14 protein-coding genes are annotated in these 16,133 nt (G+C 36.3%); 7 read left to right on the forward strand and 7 right to left on the reverse strand.

The genetic code is table 11. From position 1 onward, the window contains the following. Nucleotides 1-3: 3 nt before the first annotated feature. The 5 genes from ileS to PXG98_RS02260 all read right to left on the reverse strand — a co-directional run bounded on the left by ileS (nt 4) and on the right by PXG98_RS02260 (nt 9,418). Nucleotides 4-3,405, reverse strand: coding sequence for an isoleucine--tRNA ligase (ileS, locus tag PXG98_RS02240; protein ID WP_276388773.1), 3,402 nt, complete (start codon nt 3,403-3,405; stop codon nt 4-6). A gap of 171 nt (nt 3,406-3,576) precedes the next feature. Beyond that, complete coding sequence (locus PXG98_RS02245) at nt 3,577-6,009, reverse strand: TonB-dependent receptor plug domain-containing protein (RefSeq protein WP_276388774.1); 2,433 nt, start codon at nt 6,007-6,009, stop codon at nt 3,577-3,579. After that, complete coding sequence (recO, locus tag PXG98_RS02250; RefSeq protein WP_276388775.1) at nt 5,993-6,712, reverse strand: DNA repair protein RecO; 720 nt, start codon at nt 6,710-6,712, stop codon at nt 5,993-5,995. Before recO ends, PXG98_RS02245 begins: the two co-directional genes overlap by 17 nt. 105 nt (nt 6,713-6,817) lie before the next feature. Next, on the reverse strand, nt 6,818-8,161 hold the full coding sequence (gdhA, locus tag PXG98_RS02255) for an NADP-specific glutamate dehydrogenase (RefSeq protein WP_276388776.1): 1,344 nt from the start codon (nt 8,159-8,161) through the stop codon (nt 6,818-6,820). Nucleotides 8,162-8,263: 102 nt separating this feature from the next. Beyond that, a complete protein-coding gene (locus PXG98_RS02260) occupies nt 8,264-9,418 on the reverse strand; it encodes a cystathionine gamma-synthase (RefSeq protein WP_276388777.1) in 1,155 nt (384 codons plus the stop codon). Nucleotides 9,419-9,504: 86 nt separating this feature from the next. On the opposite strand from PXG98_RS02260, the gene PXG98_RS02265 reads away from it, so the two are divergent. Beyond that, on the forward strand, nt 9,505-10,251 hold the full coding sequence (locus tag PXG98_RS02265) for a DUF3298 and DUF4163 domain-containing protein (protein ID WP_276388778.1): 747 nt from the start codon (nt 9,505-9,507) through the stop codon (nt 10,249-10,251). On the opposite strand, the gene PXG98_RS02270 is transcribed toward PXG98_RS02265, so the two are convergent. After that, the gene (locus PXG98_RS02270) at nt 10,248-10,721 is read right to left on the reverse strand and encodes a DinB family protein (protein WP_276388779.1); all 474 of its coding nucleotides are present in this window, start codon (nt 10,719-10,721) and stop codon (nt 10,248-10,250) included. The genes PXG98_RS02265 and PXG98_RS02270 overlap by 4 nt on opposite strands. A gap of 104 nt (nt 10,722-10,825) precedes the next feature. Here PXG98_RS02270 and PXG98_RS02275 point away from each other — a divergent pair, with 104 nt between their 5' ends. Both PXG98_RS02275 and PXG98_RS02280 read left to right on the forward strand, forming a co-directional pair. Then, nucleotides 10,826-11,179: an arsenate reductase family protein gene (locus tag PXG98_RS02275; RefSeq protein WP_276388780.1), complete on the forward strand. Its 354-nt coding sequence runs from the start codon at nt 10,826-10,828 to the stop codon at nt 11,177-11,179. Further along, nucleotides 11,176-12,081 carry a DMT family transporter gene (locus PXG98_RS02280; protein WP_276388781.1) on the forward strand — a complete coding sequence of 302 codons (906 nt, stop codon included), beginning with the start codon at nt 11,176-11,178 and terminating at the stop codon, nt 12,079-12,081. The genes PXG98_RS02275 and PXG98_RS02280 overlap by 4 nt, the downstream gene beginning before the upstream one ends. A 42-nt stretch (nt 12,082-12,123) precedes the next feature. Here PXG98_RS02280 and PXG98_RS02285 read toward each other — a convergent pair whose 3' ends face one another. Next, complete coding sequence (locus PXG98_RS02285; RefSeq protein ID WP_276388782.1) at nt 12,124-12,606, reverse strand: acyl-CoA thioesterase; 483 nt, start codon at nt 12,604-12,606, stop codon at nt 12,124-12,126. 110 nt (nt 12,607-12,716) lie between these two features. Here PXG98_RS02285 and PXG98_RS02290 point away from each other — a divergent pair, with 110 nt between their 5' ends. From PXG98_RS02290 to PXG98_RS02305, 4 genes are all read left to right on the forward strand, one after another. Further along, on the forward strand, nt 12,717-13,694 hold the full coding sequence (locus tag PXG98_RS02290) for an NAD(P)H-dependent flavin oxidoreductase (protein WP_276388783.1): 978 nt from the start codon (nt 12,717-12,719) through the stop codon (nt 13,692-13,694). 120 nt (nt 13,695-13,814) lie between these two features. Further along, a complete protein-coding gene (locus PXG98_RS02295) occupies nt 13,815-14,774 on the forward strand; it encodes a YheT family hydrolase (RefSeq protein ID WP_276388784.1) in 960 nt (319 codons plus the stop codon). A 41-nt stretch (nt 14,775-14,815) separates the two neighbouring features. Further along, nucleotides 14,816-15,298, forward strand: coding sequence for a c-type cytochrome (locus PXG98_RS02300; protein WP_276388785.1), 483 nt, complete (start codon nt 14,816-14,818; stop codon nt 15,296-15,298). Nucleotides 15,299-15,418: 120 nt separating this feature from the next. Then, nucleotides 15,419-16,117: an SIMPL domain-containing protein gene (locus PXG98_RS02305; protein ID WP_276388786.1), complete on the forward strand. Its 699-nt coding sequence runs from the start codon at nt 15,419-15,421 to the stop codon at nt 16,115-16,117. Nucleotides 16,118-16,133 lie beyond the last annotated feature (16 nt).

Consider the following 16,133-nt stretch of genomic DNA (forward strand, 5'->3'; position numbering starts at 1 on the left):
ATGTTAATGTTTTTGAACTGCCAATTTAGTGTTGACTTCGTCAAAAGAGATAGCCACGCCATCTTCCATTATTTCTTCGAAGTTTAATTCAGAAGTCAGGGTCTCATTTTTTATATACTTGAGATTATTCCTAACCGCTTTTTCCACTAAACCGTCTTTAAGTATTCTAATATCTATTTTATCTGTTACATCAAAACCAGAATCTTTTCTTATGTTTTGAATTCTATTAACCAATTCTCTAGCAATACCCTCTTCCCTTAAACTCTCATCAATTGTTATGTCTAAGGCAACCGTTAAGGGGCCCTGAGTTGCAACCAACCATCCTTCAATATCTTGAGAAGTTATCTCTACATCCTCTAACTGTAAGATAATACTTTTATTTTCTAATTCAAGTGATATTTCTCCATTGGATTCAATTTTTTGGATGTCTTTTTGATCCAATTTACCTACAGCTATACCAATTGCCTTCATGTATTTTCCGTACCGAGGACCCAACACCTTAAAATTAGGTTTTATACGTTTCACCAATATCCCAGAAGCATCATCTATTAGGTTAATCTCCTTAACATTTACCTCTGTTTTAATAAGATCTGCAACCGCCTCTATTTCTGCCCTTTGCGCTTGGTCTAATACAGGTATCATAATTTTTTGAAGGGGCTGTCTAACTTTGATTCTTTCTTTTTGTCTGATGGAGAGTACCAGGGAAGAAATAATCTGAGCCTTCTGCATTTTACTCTCTAAATCCTTATTTATTAGATGTGTTTCCACTTTGGGAAATGCTGCCAAGTGCACGCTTTCAAACTCCTCCTTTTTGGTGGTCTTTATTAAGTCTATGTAAAGGCGGTCCATAATAAATGGCGCTATTGGAGCGCCTAATTTAGCTATTGTAAGCAGGCAAGTGTACAGTGTTTGATAAGCGGAAATTTTATCCTCCTGATAGTCTCCTTTCCAAAAACGTCTTCTGCTTAAACGCACATACCAATTACTTAAATTCTCTTGAACAAAATAAGCAATTGCCCTTGCGGCCTTGGTAGGCTCATAACTTTCGTAAGCCTGTTCAACAACTTTTATCAGACTGTTTAATTCAGACAATATCCAAAGGTCAATTTCTGGCCTCTTTTGCTCCGGAATATTTTCTTCAGTATAATTAAAGTGGTCAATATTCGCATATAAGGAAAAGAACGAATAGGTATTGTAAAGAGTCCCAAAAAACTTTCTTTTTACCTCATCTATTCCTTCTAAGTCAAACTTAAGATTGTCCCAAGGGTTAGCATTAGATATGAGATACCATCTTGTAGCATCTGGTCCGTATTCCTCTAAAGTCTTCCATGGATCTATGGCATTCCCAAGTCTTTTAGACATTTTCTTTCCTTCTTTGTCTAAAACTAAGCCATTGGAGACCACATTTTTGTAGGAAACGTTATCAAATACCATTGTAGCAATAGCGTGTAAGGTATAAAACCATCCTCTTGTTTGATCTACCCCTTCTGCAATAAAATCTGCAGGAAAAGTAATCCCTTTATCTATTAAATCCTTATTTTCAAATGGATAATGCCATTGTGCGTAGGGCATAGAGCCACTGTCAAACCAGACGTCAATAAGATCAGTTTCTCTTCTCATTTCCTTTCCAGAGTCTGATACTAATACAATCTGATCCACCACATTTTTGTGAAGGTCTATTTGATTATAATTCAGATCGCTCATGTCATTTGGATCAAAAGTGGAAAAAATATCTTCGGACATAAAGCCTTTAGAGACTGCTTTTGACATTTCCGATTTTAACTCCTCAACAGAACCGATAATAATTTCTTCTTTCCCATCTTCCGTTCTCCATATAGGAAGTGGAATTCCCCAAAACCTGGATCGGCTTAGGTTCCAGTCGTTGGCACTTGCCAACCAGTTTCCAAATCTTCCTTCTCCTGTATTTTTTGGTTTCCAATTAATGGTTTGGTTTAACGCAAACATTCTATCTCTGACATCGGTGATTTTAATAAACCATGAATCTAATGGATAATATAAAATCGGTTTATCCGTCCTCCAACAATTTGGATAAGAATGCAGATACTTTTCTACCTTAAAAGCTTTATTCTCTTCTTTTAACTCTATAGCAATCTCAACATCTACAGATCTCTCTGGGGCTTCTCCCTCTTCGTAATATTCATTTTTAACATATTTCCCAGACAAAGAACCCATCCCCTGTCTAAACCTGCCTTGCAAATCGACCAATGGAACTGGATTGTTATTAGCGTCTAAAACCAACATAGGTGGAATAGGGGGATTTGCCTGCATAGCAACCTGCATATCATCGGCACCAAATGTAGGAGCAGTATGGACTATACCGGTTCCATCTTCTGTGGTTACAAAATCCCCTCCAATTACTCTAAACGCATTTTGGGCATTTTCATATGGCGTAGCATAAGTTAAAAGCTGTTCATATTCGGCACCGATAAGTGCCTTTCCTTTACAACTTCCCAAAACTTGATATGGGATCTTCTTATCTGATGTAGAATAATTCTTTACCTCATCTATAGATTTTACTTCTACATATTTACCCGCAAACTGTTTTGAAAGTAAACTTTTTGCAAGTAAAACTGTAATAGGTTCATAGGTATATTGATTAAAGGTCTTTACCCAAACATAGTCTATTTTTGCCCCAACTGTCAGGGCTGTATTGGAAGGAAGTGTCCAGGGTGTAGTGGTCCATGCTAGGAAGAACAATTCTCCTTCCACCTCTTTTAAAAATTCAGGTAATGATTCTTTCTTTGCCTTAAACTGAGCGGTAACCGTTGTATCTGTTATATCCTGGTATGTTCCCGGCATATTTAGCTCATGAGAACTCAATCCCGTTCCAGCCTTTGGAGAATACGGCTGAATGGTATATCCTTTATAAATTAAATTCTTATTGTATATCTGCTTTAATAACCACCAAACAGATTCAATATATTTTGGTTTGTAGGTAATGTAGGGGTCTTCCATGTCTACCCAATACCCGATTTTTTCTGTTAAATCGTTCCATGCATTTGTATAACGCATTACGGCTTTCTTACAAGCCTCGTTATAGTCCTCAACAGATATCTTTACCCCAATATCTTCCTTTGTAATACCTAAGTCTTTTTCAACTCCAAGCTCTATTGGCAACCCATGTGTATCCCATCCGGCTTTTCGTTTTACCTGATATCCCTTCATGGTTTTATATCTTGGAAAGATATCCTTAATGGTTCTGGCCATAACATGATGAATCCCAGGCATACCATTTGCCGAAGGAGGACCTTCATAAACAACATAATTAGGCTTCCCCTCGCGAAGAGCAATACTTTTTTCAAAAATTTGCTGGGATTTCCAAAACTCCAGAACATCCGTTCCAATTTTAGCCAAATCTAATCCCTTATATTCTGCAAATTTCATACTAACGTTTTACTTTAGAATAAATTAAGGCTGCAAAATTAAGAAATTAGAATGATATTTTGGTTTAAATATTGAAATGTATAACCTACACATTAAAGAAATATTTAAGCAACATATTTCCCCATTATAAAAGATTTGACAGAAGTCGTTTACTAAACCGTTATGTGGGATCTAAAATCGTAAATTCAGTCCCCCAATAATATTTATTCCAGGGGCTACAATACCGGAAGAATAAGGCCGGTATCTCTGATTTGTTAAATTCTCAATAGTAAAGTTAAACCGCAAGGAATTACTCATTTGAAACTGTGATCTAAGATTCAAGGTGTACCAAGAAGGAGAATAAGGGTTGCCGTTATTGTCTTTTGCATAAATATAATCTTTACTTAATTCTGAAAGAGCCAAATCTTCGAAAGAAATTTCGCCATTATAATTTACAAAAAGATCGGTTTTAAAGCGTTGGTTACGCCATATAATATGGAAGTCTCCAAAAGTTGGAGCTACATGTCTCACCGGGCTTTTAACCTCATCGCTATCTATTTCTGTTCCCTCAGTAAAAGTTATATTTGATGCCAAGGAAAACTGATCATTTAAAAAAGCCTCAAAACCAAATTCTAATCCATATAAATAGGCTCTTGATGCATTCTGAATAGCCTGAACATTGCTTAATACACCATTGTATACAATTTGACTAACTCCATTATATTCGTAATCTCGCCTAACCAATGCATTAGACAGGTAGGTATAATAGGTAGCAGCCTTTAAGACCAGGACATCGTTAAAATTTTTTCTAACTCCCAATTCAATGTTATAGGCATATTCTGGTTCTAAACTAGGATTGGGGACTACTACAGATCCAGGTTCAGAATCAAAAATCTTTCCAATATCATCAATATTAGGAGCCCTAAAACCTGTAGAACCATTAAGTGTAATTTGTAAGTCTGCTTTTGGCAACCAACTAAAACCCAAACTACCGGTCAGTGCTCCGTTATTTAAATCAGCATTATCAAATGGAAAATCAAAATACGTTTTATCAAAGGTTGCATCAATCCAAATATGGCTATACCTAAGTCCGCCCATCCACGTGAAATTTGGTTTGGACTTTAATTCTGCGTTTAAATAAGCCGCAAGGGACTGCCATGTAGATCCGTCCGGATATCTAGAGGCATAACCTTGTAAATCATCTGTTTCAATATTTAGTTGCTGGCCTTTAGAGCCTACAAGGTTAAAAACGTATTCCGTTCCATAGTAAAGCCGTAAGTTGCCCATCTTCTTATTCTCAAAATCTATATTAAAAGAAAAAGCATCTACATTTTCTTGCGTAGTATACCTAATGGGATCTCCAAAAGTCCTGTCGTTTCTACTCTCTTTAAAATTTTGATATGCCGTAGTAATTTTTAAACCATCATAAAATTTACCTCTCCCATTGTGATTTATTTGCAAATTTGACATAAACCACTTCTGTGGACCATAAAACCATTCTGCAGACCTAAGACCTGTATTGTCTTCATTTGGTCTTATTAGTCTATCGTAGCGAGAAAACTCTGAAGTAGTACTATAAAAAACACCTAAATCATAAGCCCAATTAGTATTTGGTCTGTAAGATATTTTTTGCATAAAATTCACCTGATTATAACCCGTTGGTATTTGTATTTGAGGATTATCGTTTGGTACAAGTACATCTGTATTATCTATTCTAGCAGCATACTCTCTTCTTAAATAAGCGTTAGGTCCGTGTTTGCCCATTTTCAAGTCGGCAAAATCGCTATAAGAAGCACTGGTTAAAAATGCCCATTTTTTAGTCCCCAGTTGGATATCAAAATGCCCGGTGTTTTCATTGTTTGCAGAAGCGTATCTATACACTAGGTTTCCAGATAAAAGAAGACTATCCATTTCCGAATAGGCCGGTTTCTTACTTATAAAATTCATTACCCCTCCAATGGCATCGCTACCATAAATTACAGATCCGGGACCAAATATTACTTCGGTATTCCTAATACTAAAAGGGTCTATTGAAATTATATTCTGAATATTACCTCCTCTAAAAATCGCATTGTTCATTCGAACACCATCTATTGAGGTTAGGAGCCTATTTGTAGAAAACCCTCTGATCATGGGGCTCCCACCTCCCAACTGACTTTTTTGAACAAATATTTGACCACTGTTACTTAACAAATCTGCAGCAGTTTGAGGGTTCGTAAAAGCAATGCTTTGGGAACTAATGGAAAGTATTTTCTGAGGCACATCTTTTTTTTGCTGTTCCCACTTTGAAACCGACATTACTACCTCTTCCAGTTGTTCTCTTTTTAGCGATAAGAAAACGGTTTTTCCCCTTTTTAAAAACGATTCTTTTGTTCCATTTTTAGTTTGGTAACTGAGGTGTCTTATATGGAGCCTGTCTGAATCGGAAAACACCGACAAATCGCATACCCCGTCAATATCCGATAGACTGGTTTGCGATTGATCTGCGTTTAAGACTACCGCATTAATGACTGGTTCTGAAGTTTCTCCATCTAATATTGTTATTTTTTGGGCAGATGCAATACTTCCCAAAAGGAATAGTACTAGGAATAAAATTCCCCTATGTCTATTATCTAAAAACTTCATTTAAAACAGCGAGAGATCTGGGTTTTTTAAAACCGTCCAAATGTACTTCAAAAAAGAGAATGATTGCTTTTAATAGTTCTCCCCTTTTGCCTTTATCGATTGCAATTGTATGCATAACATCAAATTTTGTGCCTAAAAAAATCTTAAACAACTCTAAAATGTCTCCAGTCAAATATGGTTTAGAACCGGGGAATACTACAAAAGCTCCTTCATGCAAATCAAAATAATCGTAGTTCATATTAGAAGTCTCTGGATAAAAGCCTAAATATCTCGTTAGTTCAATTAAAAAGAAGATATGGAAATTTGGTATAGTATTATGTGAATCTAACCACTGGAAGGTGGTTTCCAAGTAGGTATACAAATCACTGTTTTGTTCTTCTTCATAAATGCTATTTGAAAGCATTTCCGCTAAAAATAAAACGATTGCATTTTTGGAAGGACTACTGTATATGGTCAGATAATGATAGTTAATTCTTGCCTCCGTAATTCGCTCTAGAGTTCCTTTGTCTTTGTGAATCGCAGATATTTCTAATTGTGTTAACGGTTGAAAATAGGACGGTTTAAGCTTGCCCTTTCTTGAACTTAATACTCCTTTTAACATATAGGATTTTATCCCACTGGTATAGGTAAAAGCCTTAACAATTAAAGAACTTTCTCCATACTTAATGGAAGATAGAACAAGGGCCTTGGTTTTAATTTGCATTAGTCGGAAAATGAGAAACCAAATATATAAGGAATTAATAAGATGCATAACAATAAAAAAGGGTTGGTAACAACACCAACCCTTTAAAACCTTAATAGAATACTCTTAAATTACTCCTTGGGCTAACATAGCGTCTGCCACTTTTACAAAACCGGCTATATTAGCTCCTTTCACATAGTTGCAATAGCCATCTGCCTCCTTCCCATATTCAATACATGAATCATGGATATCCTCCATAATTCCTTTTAGTCTTTCATCTACCTCTTTTCTTGTCCAGCTAATTCTAAGCGAATTCTGTGACATCTCTAAACCTGAAGTTGCCACCCCACCAGCATTAGACGCTTTTCCAGGTGCGAAAAGCACTTTGGAATCATGAAAATGATGTATAGCCTCCGGTGTAGAAGGCATATTTGCTCCTTCCGCAATACACATACATCCATTAGACACCAATACTTCGGCGTCGTCTCCATCCAGTTCATTCTGAGTAGCACAAGGGAGTGCTATATCACATTTTACACTCCAAGGTCTTTCGCCTTTATGATAAGTAGCAGAACTATACTTCTCTGCATATTCTGAAATTCTACCTCGTCTATTATTCTTCAAATCCATTACAAAAGCCAGTTTCTCATCATCAATTCCGTCTTTATCATAAATATATCCGCCAGAATCAGAAAGGGTTAAAACCTTACCTCCAAGTTGTAATACCTTTTCAGCTGCAAATTGTGCCACATTTCCTGAACCGGAAACTACTACGTTCATACCTTCTATTTTCTTATCCATAGTTTTAAGCATACTCTCTGCAAAATATACCGTTCCGTAACCAGTTGCCTCTGGGCGAATTTTAGAGCCTCCCCAAGAAAGGCCCTTACCTGTAAGTACTCCTGTAAACTCATTACGAATCTTTTTGTACATCCCAAAAAGAAATCCAATTTCACGTGCACCAACGCCAATGTCCCCTGCAGGTACATCTGTGTTCGGACCAATGTGCCTACACAGTTCAGTCATAAAGGAATGGCAGAAACGCATTACTTCATCATCCGATTTTCCTTTTGGATCAAAATCAGACCCTCCTTTACCACCACCCATAGGAAGAGTGGTTAGGCTATTTTTAAATACTTGTTCAAAAGCCAGGAACTTAAGAATACTTGCATTTACGGATGGATGAAATCGAAGTCCCCCTTTATAGGGGCCAATAGCCGAATTCATTTGAATTCTATATCCTCTATTGACATGAATTTCTCCCTGATCATCTACCCAAGCCACCCTAAAAGATATGAGTCGCTCTGGTTCTACCATTCTAAGTAGTATGTTTTTCCCGTAATATATATCGTGTTTTACAATATAAGGAATAACCGTATCGGCCACTTCCTGAACCGCCTGAATAAACTCTGGTTCATGTCCATTTCGGGTTTTAACCTCCTGCATAAATGCTTCAATACTTGTGTTCATATAGCTATAATTTACTTAGGTATTTTATTGATTTAAAAAATTAAAGGCAAAATTATATCTTTTATGTAATTAAATGGTGCTTTTTTTTAAAATATGATAATTTTATCCAATTGCCTGCTCCAAGTCCGCGATTAGATCGGTCACATCTTCTATCCCTACGCTCAGACGAATTAGAGAATCTACTACCCCACTTTTTTCTCTCTCCTTTTTTGGGATACTGGCATGTGTCATACTAGCGGGATGTCCTGCAAGGCTTTCAACTCCTCCTAGAGACTCTGCAAGCGTAAATACTTGTAGTTTTTCAACAATTTTTACAGCTTCGTTGAAATTACTTCCCTTGGGTATAAAAGAAAGCATTCCGCCATAAAAACTCATTTGTTTCGAAGCCACAAGATGGCTGGGGTGTGTCTTAAAACCCGGCCAAAAAACCCGTTCGATCTTCGGATTTTCGTTAAGGAAAGTTGCAATTTTTTCAGCATTTTCACAATGTCTCTGCATCCTGACGTGTAAGGTCTTTATCCCTCTCAAAATAAGGAAACTATCCATCGGTCCGCAGACAGCCCCACTAGCATTTTGTATAAAGTATAATTTATCTGCTAAGTCCTTGTCCTTTACAATAAGAGCTCCTGCAACAACATCACTATGTCCTCCAAGATATTTAGTTGCGGAGTGCATTACTATATCCGCTCCAAAGTCTAACGGCTTTTGAAGGTATGGTGTGGCAAAGGTATTATCCACGGCCAATAATATATGGTGCTTTTTTGCCAACGTATTCACAGCCTCCATATCAATAACATTCATCATTGGATTAGTTGGAGTTTCAACCCATATAAGCTTGGTCTTAGCTGTAATTTTTTCTTCAATTTTATTTACATCCTGCATCCCTACAAAATGAAAAACTATGCCATACTTTTCAAATATTTGCTTAAAAAGACGGTAACTACCTCCGTATAAATCGTTAGTTGAAACCACTTCGTCACCGGGATTCAAAAGTTTTATAACGGCATCCATGGCAGATAAGCCACTTGCAAACGCCAGACCGTAGTTCCCATTTTCAATACTTGCTAATGAATTCTCTAAGGCCGTCCGTGTAGGATTGGCACTTCTGGAATATTCAAAGCCCAAATGTTTTCCGGGGCTTGACTGGGCATAGGTTGAAGTCTGATATATTGGAGGCATTACAGATCCGTATGCCTTGTCCGGATGTTGTCCGCCATGTATAACTTTACTATTAAACTGTAGTTCTTTTTTACTCATAATTAGGAATTTGTTTAACAAATGTATTGCTATCTTTTGGAGAAACCAATGAAAGCTTAGATTTGCAATATCAATCTCACAAGAATATGAAAAAGGTCTGTCTTATAGTGTTTAGTGTAGTATTATTTTTTGGCTGTGAAAAACAAGATCGACTCGTTTTTGAGAATTACACTATCGAGAATGAGGATTGTGGTAATTGCCCTAAAATTTCCATTCAATACCCCTTAGCTTTAGGGCAAGATAAATTAAGTAAATCTATCAATATTGCTCTTAGTGAAGAAGTGATTGAAAAGCTTACCTATGATGATGATTTGTCACCAAAAAATGTGGAAGAGGCCATGCAGTCTTTCAGTAATAGTTTCCTCGAAATAAGAAGAGACTTCCCAGATACAGAAGCAGTGTGGGAAGCAACTATTGAAGGAAGTATTTCGAATCTTGATGAAAACTATTTAACAATACAATTAAAGACTTATATTTTTAGTGGAGGAGCTCACGGTTACCAGGCCACACAATTCCTAAATTTTGACCTGAAGCGTCAAATTGAAATAGATGCCAAAGAGATGTTAAGTAATCTAGATGGGTTTATTGGATTTGCTGAAAAGGAGTTTAGAATCCAAGAGAATATTCCCTTAGATCAAAATATCAATAGTACAGGATTTATGTTTCCGGAAGAACAATTTGTCTTGCCTGAAAACATGGGATACACCCCCAACGGCTTTTTAATGTGGTATAATCAATACGAAATTGCATCTTATGCAGATGGTCCCATAAGTATACTTCTTACCGAGGAGCAGATTAGCCCTTATCGTAAGAAGAATAATACAGCAAACTAAGAGAATGCATTAGGAGCTACTATTTTTTGTAATGAAAGTATAACTCCTAAATGTAGCCCCTCATGAAAAAGATTAAATGATAGGGCATCTTCAATACTTTTGATAGTTGTGCCTGTACTAGTGGTATAGGGCGAGTACTTTTTAAAAAGGCCATTGTCGAAATCCTCTTGCAACCATTGTGCAGTAGATAGTAGAAGTTTATTGATCATTTCCAAGTCTTCGCCAGTTGGAGCTTTTTTTGGTGTCGTACCCTTCTTATATGCTTCGATCAAAGAATCTTCAACTCGCATAACACTATTACTCAAATTGTAAACCAGGAGTTGTTGCGTAACAATTATATGAACTAAATTCCACCAAATATTATTGCGATATCCTTCAGGGATCTCGGCAAGTTCATCCAGAGTAAATCTATTTAAAATTCTGCTTAAGAGTTTTCTATTTTGTTGAGTAATTGCGATTAATTCTTTCAAGAAGTCTAATTTAAGTTACCTTTTACTGAGAAGTTAAAAATAGCACAAACTTTCAGAAGATTTTTATAAGAGTTATTCTATTTTTGAATACCATATACTTATATATGAAAAAAATATACTATTTGAGTACTTGTGATACCTGTAAGCGCATCTTAAATGAATTAGCGCCATTAAATGAATTTGAGTTTCAAGATATTAAAAGTGATCCCATAACAACCGAGCAATTAGAAGATTTAAAAGACAAATCAGGGAGTTATTTATCGCTGTTCAATAAAAGAGCTCGTCTTTATCGCGAGAGAAACTTAAATGTTGACCATTTAACAGAAAAAGACCTAAAGGCATTGCTCCTTGAGCATTATACTTTTTTAAAAAGACCTGTAATTCAAGTCGGAGCTTCTCTTTATGTTGGAAATAGCAAACATACTGTTGCTCTCGCCAAAGAAAAAATCCATTCTTGAGCAAGAGGACACTTGCAATACTCGCAGCACTTGGGGCTACTACTATATACGGCCTAAATCATACTATAGCCAAAGGAGTAATGCCCGCTTATATTTCGCCATTTGGGTTTATAATGGTTAGGGTTTTAGGAGCATCTATACTTTTCTGGGGAATATCGTTTTTTGGGCCAAAAGAGAAAATAGAGAGGAAAGATTGGGGTAGAATGATTCTTTGCAGTCTTTTTGGCATGGTCATAAATATGTTGGCCTTTTTTAAAGGATTGGATTTATCAACTCCTATAAACAGCTCTGTCTTAATAACCACCACCCCTATTATTGTTGTTGTTTTGTCTGCCATTCTAATTAAGGAAAAGGTGGTCCCCCTTAAAATTGCCGGAATATTAATTGGACTGGTAGGAGCCGTAGTCCTAATTTTATACGGGAATGAAATAAGAAGTGATGCCCCAAACATTCCTCTTGGCAATTCACTTTTTCTGGTAAACTCTCTTTTTTATGGCCTTTATCTCATACTCGTAAAGAAACTTCTAGAAAAATATCACCCCTTTACACTGATGAAATGGCTGTTTCTGTTAGGCGTAATTTTTAATCTCCCAATTGCCCTGCCAGAGTTTTTGGAAGTATCATGGTCGGAATTACCCTTCGAGGCAATTTGGAGAATTGCCTATGTTATCGTAGGTACAACCTTTTGCACCTATCTTTTCAATATCTATGCTCTGACTCAGCTAAAAGCTTCTACCGTTAGTGCTTTTGTATATGTACAGCCCGTTATCGGAATATTGTTTGCTATAGTAAGCGGCAAAGACCATCTAACCGCCGTTAAAATAGGAGCTGCAGCCCTCGTTTTGTTGGGTGTTTATTTAGTAGGGTTAAAACCTAAAAGGCAAAGAATTAACAAAGACTAAATTCTGCTAATATCTATTAAACCTGTAGGTAATCTCACTGGCTTAGAGTTTTAAATCAATCGGCCTTTTATTATACCTTCGTGTATCTTGTTTAGTTAAAGTTCTATAGGTTGCCGCCTTATCCATATGTTGAAATTTACACATAATATCTTCGGGTAAGGGTGCAAGCTTTCTAGTTTTACTATCGATCCATGCGCCCAGCATTTCCCCATGGGCTAGATTCTTTCCCTTAGCATCATAAAAATTATGTAGATATTCAAAGAATTTACCCTCCTCACTTAATCCGGTTAATTCCAAAGAGACCTTCACAGGCTCACCTAAATATACCTCTTGAAAATAATATATGTGCTCATATAGAACTACTGGTGCCAAATGAAGCTTGTTAAAATCCTGTAAAGACAAACCCCCAACATCCTTAAAAAAAGACATTCGGGTATGACCCATAAAATTAACATAAGCAGAATTGGCCAGATGTTTATTCGCATCTACATCACTCCATCTTATTTCAAAATCTTTAATGTACATAGGTAGTAATCTTTGAATTTATTTTTATGACCTAAAAATAATACAGTTTTACATTTAAGAGATTCTTCTTCCTATTTTTATTGTTATTTTTAGAGAAACAAGAAATTCATATGATGCCAAAACCTGCTTTTATCAAAGAGCTTTCCTTACCTGTAATAGCTGCTCCTTTGTTTCTCATTTCCGGCCCTCAATTGGTAATTGAATGTTGTAAGAATGGAATTGTCGGAACCTTTCCCGCACTTAATCAAAGAAGCAGCGAAGGTTTTGAAGAGTGGCTAATTCAAATTAAATCTAGCTTAGAACAATTCGAGAAAGAAACGGGTAAAAAAGCCGCACCATTTGGGGTAAACTTAATCGTCCATCCCACAAATCCAAGATTGGAAACAGATCTTAAGCTGTGTATTAAACATAAAGTTCCAATAATAATCACTTCTCTAGGGGCAGTTTCGCAGTTGGTTGATGCAGTTCACAGCTATGGCGGGTTAGTCTTTCATGATATCATTAAAAAGAGGCATGCTGAAAAAGCAGCAGATGCAGGGGTAGATGGATTAATTCTTGTCGCAGCAGGAGCAGGAGGGCATGGTGGCACAATAAACCCTATGAGTTTGGTGGCAGAGATAAAAAGCTTTTTTGACAAGACCATTATTTTATCAGGGTGTATCAGTACCGGGAGAGACGTAGCTTCAGCACTTCAAATGGGTGCAGATTTAGCATATATGGGAACCCGATTTATAAATACTTCTGAAAGTAAGGCGCCTAAAGAATACAGAGAAATGATAATTAATGCCGGAGCAAGTGATATTGTATACACTGCGGCTATTTCCGGGGTACATGCAAACTTTCTCGGATCTAGTTTAGCTGCGGCTGGAATTGGGGAAGAAGATCTAAAAAAAGATGTGAAAATTGACTTTGGGAAGGAATTAGATACAGAGGCAAAGGCATGGAAAACAATTTGGTCTGCCGGCCAAGGGGTAACTACCATTAAGAATGTAAGTACTGTGAAAGACTTAATTCTTAAATTAAAAGAGGAATTTAAAAATGCCATCCAGGAGCAGTATGCCAAACTAAAAGATTATCCTAAAGCATAATTAATAAATTCGATAGCGATAAAGTAACAATTAGAGTAACTACAAAAAGAATATTTGCCCAGCCCTATAAAGTCTTATCTCTTTATTTAAAAACTATTTTATAATTGAACATTTCTTTTCATGCCATTGGATCCATCTAATTATGAACCTCAATTTATCTTTAAAAATGGTCATATCGCTACCATTTATGCTGGCATTTTTAGGAAAGTAGAAGGAGTACAACAGATACGAGAACGTATGGAGCTAGAGGATGGCGATTTTCTAGATCTCGACTGGAGTTTTGCACGGGAAAAATCGGATAAAGTAGTTATTCTATTACATGGTTTAGAAGGACATGCGCAACGCCCCTATATATTGGGAAGTGCAAAATATTTTAATGCTAGAGGATTGGATTGTTGTGCCGTAAACTTAAGAGGATGCAGTGGAGAACCTAACCGTCTTTTTAGATCCTACCATTCCGGGGCAACCGAAGATTTAAACGAAGTAATTCTGTATATCTTAAACGATAAGAAGTATCAATCCATATACCTTAAAGGCTTTAGTTTGGGTGGGAATATGGCATTAAAATACCTGGGTGAAAGAAAAGTCTCTCCCTTTATAAAAGGAGCAATAGCGGTATCCGTTCCCTGTAATTTACACGATTCTCTGCTTCAACTTCTCAAACCTCAAAACCTTCTTTATGCTAGACGTTTTATGAAGCACCTACTTGAAAAGTTAGATGCCAAGAAGAAGGCCTTCCCTGAGTTAATCTCATCCTCTGAGATTATAAAAATAAAAAATTTAAAAGACTTTGATGATATTTATACTAGTAAGGCACATGGTTTTAAAGATGCGATGGATTATTATAAAACCTGTAGTTCGGATCAATTCTTAAAAGGTATTAAAACCCCGACTTTGATTATTAATGCCTTAAATGATTCCTTTTTGGGCAACAGATGTTACCCGGTATCAGAAGCCAAAAAAAACTCCAAGCTATTCCTTAAACTCCCGAAATATGGAGGCCATGTAGGATTTCCTGAAACACAAAATCTATCTTATCCGGAAAAAATTGGTTATAATTTTTTAAAGGAGACCTTTTAAAAGAAGCTATTTTATATCTTAGTAGTTCTAATTAATATGTTATGCGGAAAATAATTACCATTTTAGGAGTACTTGCACTTGTAATAGGATGCGGGGAAAAGAAAGAAGAAAAAAAAGACGGCGGTTTTGAAATGAATCGTACAAAAAAGGAAGTAAAACCTGAAGTTACTTCTGAAGAAGTCCCTGTAGATCTTAGTAACAAAGGTATTGGCCCGGTGACCTCCGTTAGCTTCGCAGAAGAAGTAGATACGGATTTGGCTGCAGCAGGAGAGGCAAAATTTAATGCTATCTGTACTGCTTGTCATATGGCAAATCAGCGTATGATTGGTCCTGCCCTTGCTGGAGTATATGAAAGAAGAAGTCCGGAATGGGTAATGAATATGATTCTTAACCCCGATGGAATGATTAAGGAAGACCCTATTGCGATAGCCCTGTTAAAAGAGTACAATAACGCTATAATGCTTAATCAAAATTTAAGTCAGGAAGACGCTAGATCTATTGCAGAATACTTGCGTACACTTTAAGCAATCAAATATTTAATTTAATAAGCCGTACTTTTTAAAAAGTATGGCTTTTTTTTGGCATTGTTATTGGTAATCTTAACCAAATAAAAGTTCTTAGAGATGACACACACTAATCAAATTATGAAAATTAAAAATATCCTGGTTCCATTTTTCTTTCTAATCTGTTTAAAGGGATTTACACAAGGAAAGAATTTTATAGATCAACCCTATTTGGAAACTACCTCCAGAGTAGATAGTCTTGTAATTCCGGATCGGATTTATTTATCCATAACTATTGCTGAACTTGATTCGAAGGGCAAGGTTTCATTAGAAAAGCAAGAGAATCAGATGGAAGCCAAGTTAAATTCGCTTAATATTGATCTTAAAAAACAACTTTCCCTGGCAGATCTCTCCAGCAATTTTAACCAATATTTTTTAAGAAAAAAAGATGTTGAAAAATCCAAGCAGTATATATTATTAGTATATGATGCAGAAACTGCAGGCAAGGTTATCCTTGGTTTAGAATCCATTGGAATCGCTAATGTATATTTACTTAAAGGCGAATATTCAAAAATTGAAGAATTAACAATTAAGCTAAAACAAGAAGCGGTAAAAAAGGCTAAGGAACAGGCCCAGATGATGTTAATCCCCTTAGAACAAACAGTCGGTAAAGCAATTTATATATCGGATTTAAATACTTCCGTGTATAATAGAATACAAGGCAAATCGCAGGTTTTAAGAACTTCTATGGAATCGGATAATTACGAACCTATTCCTATAGAATTTGAAAAAATAAAAGTGGAAACCGCAATTACAATTCGCTTTGCAATTTCTGAGTAACGCTTAATTGCTTCTG

The sequence above is a fragment of the Eudoraea chungangensis genome, from assembly GCF_029360665.1.
Taxonomy (GTDB): Bacteria; Bacteroidota; Bacteroidia; order Flavobacteriales; family Flavobacteriaceae; genus Eudoraea; species Eudoraea chungangensis.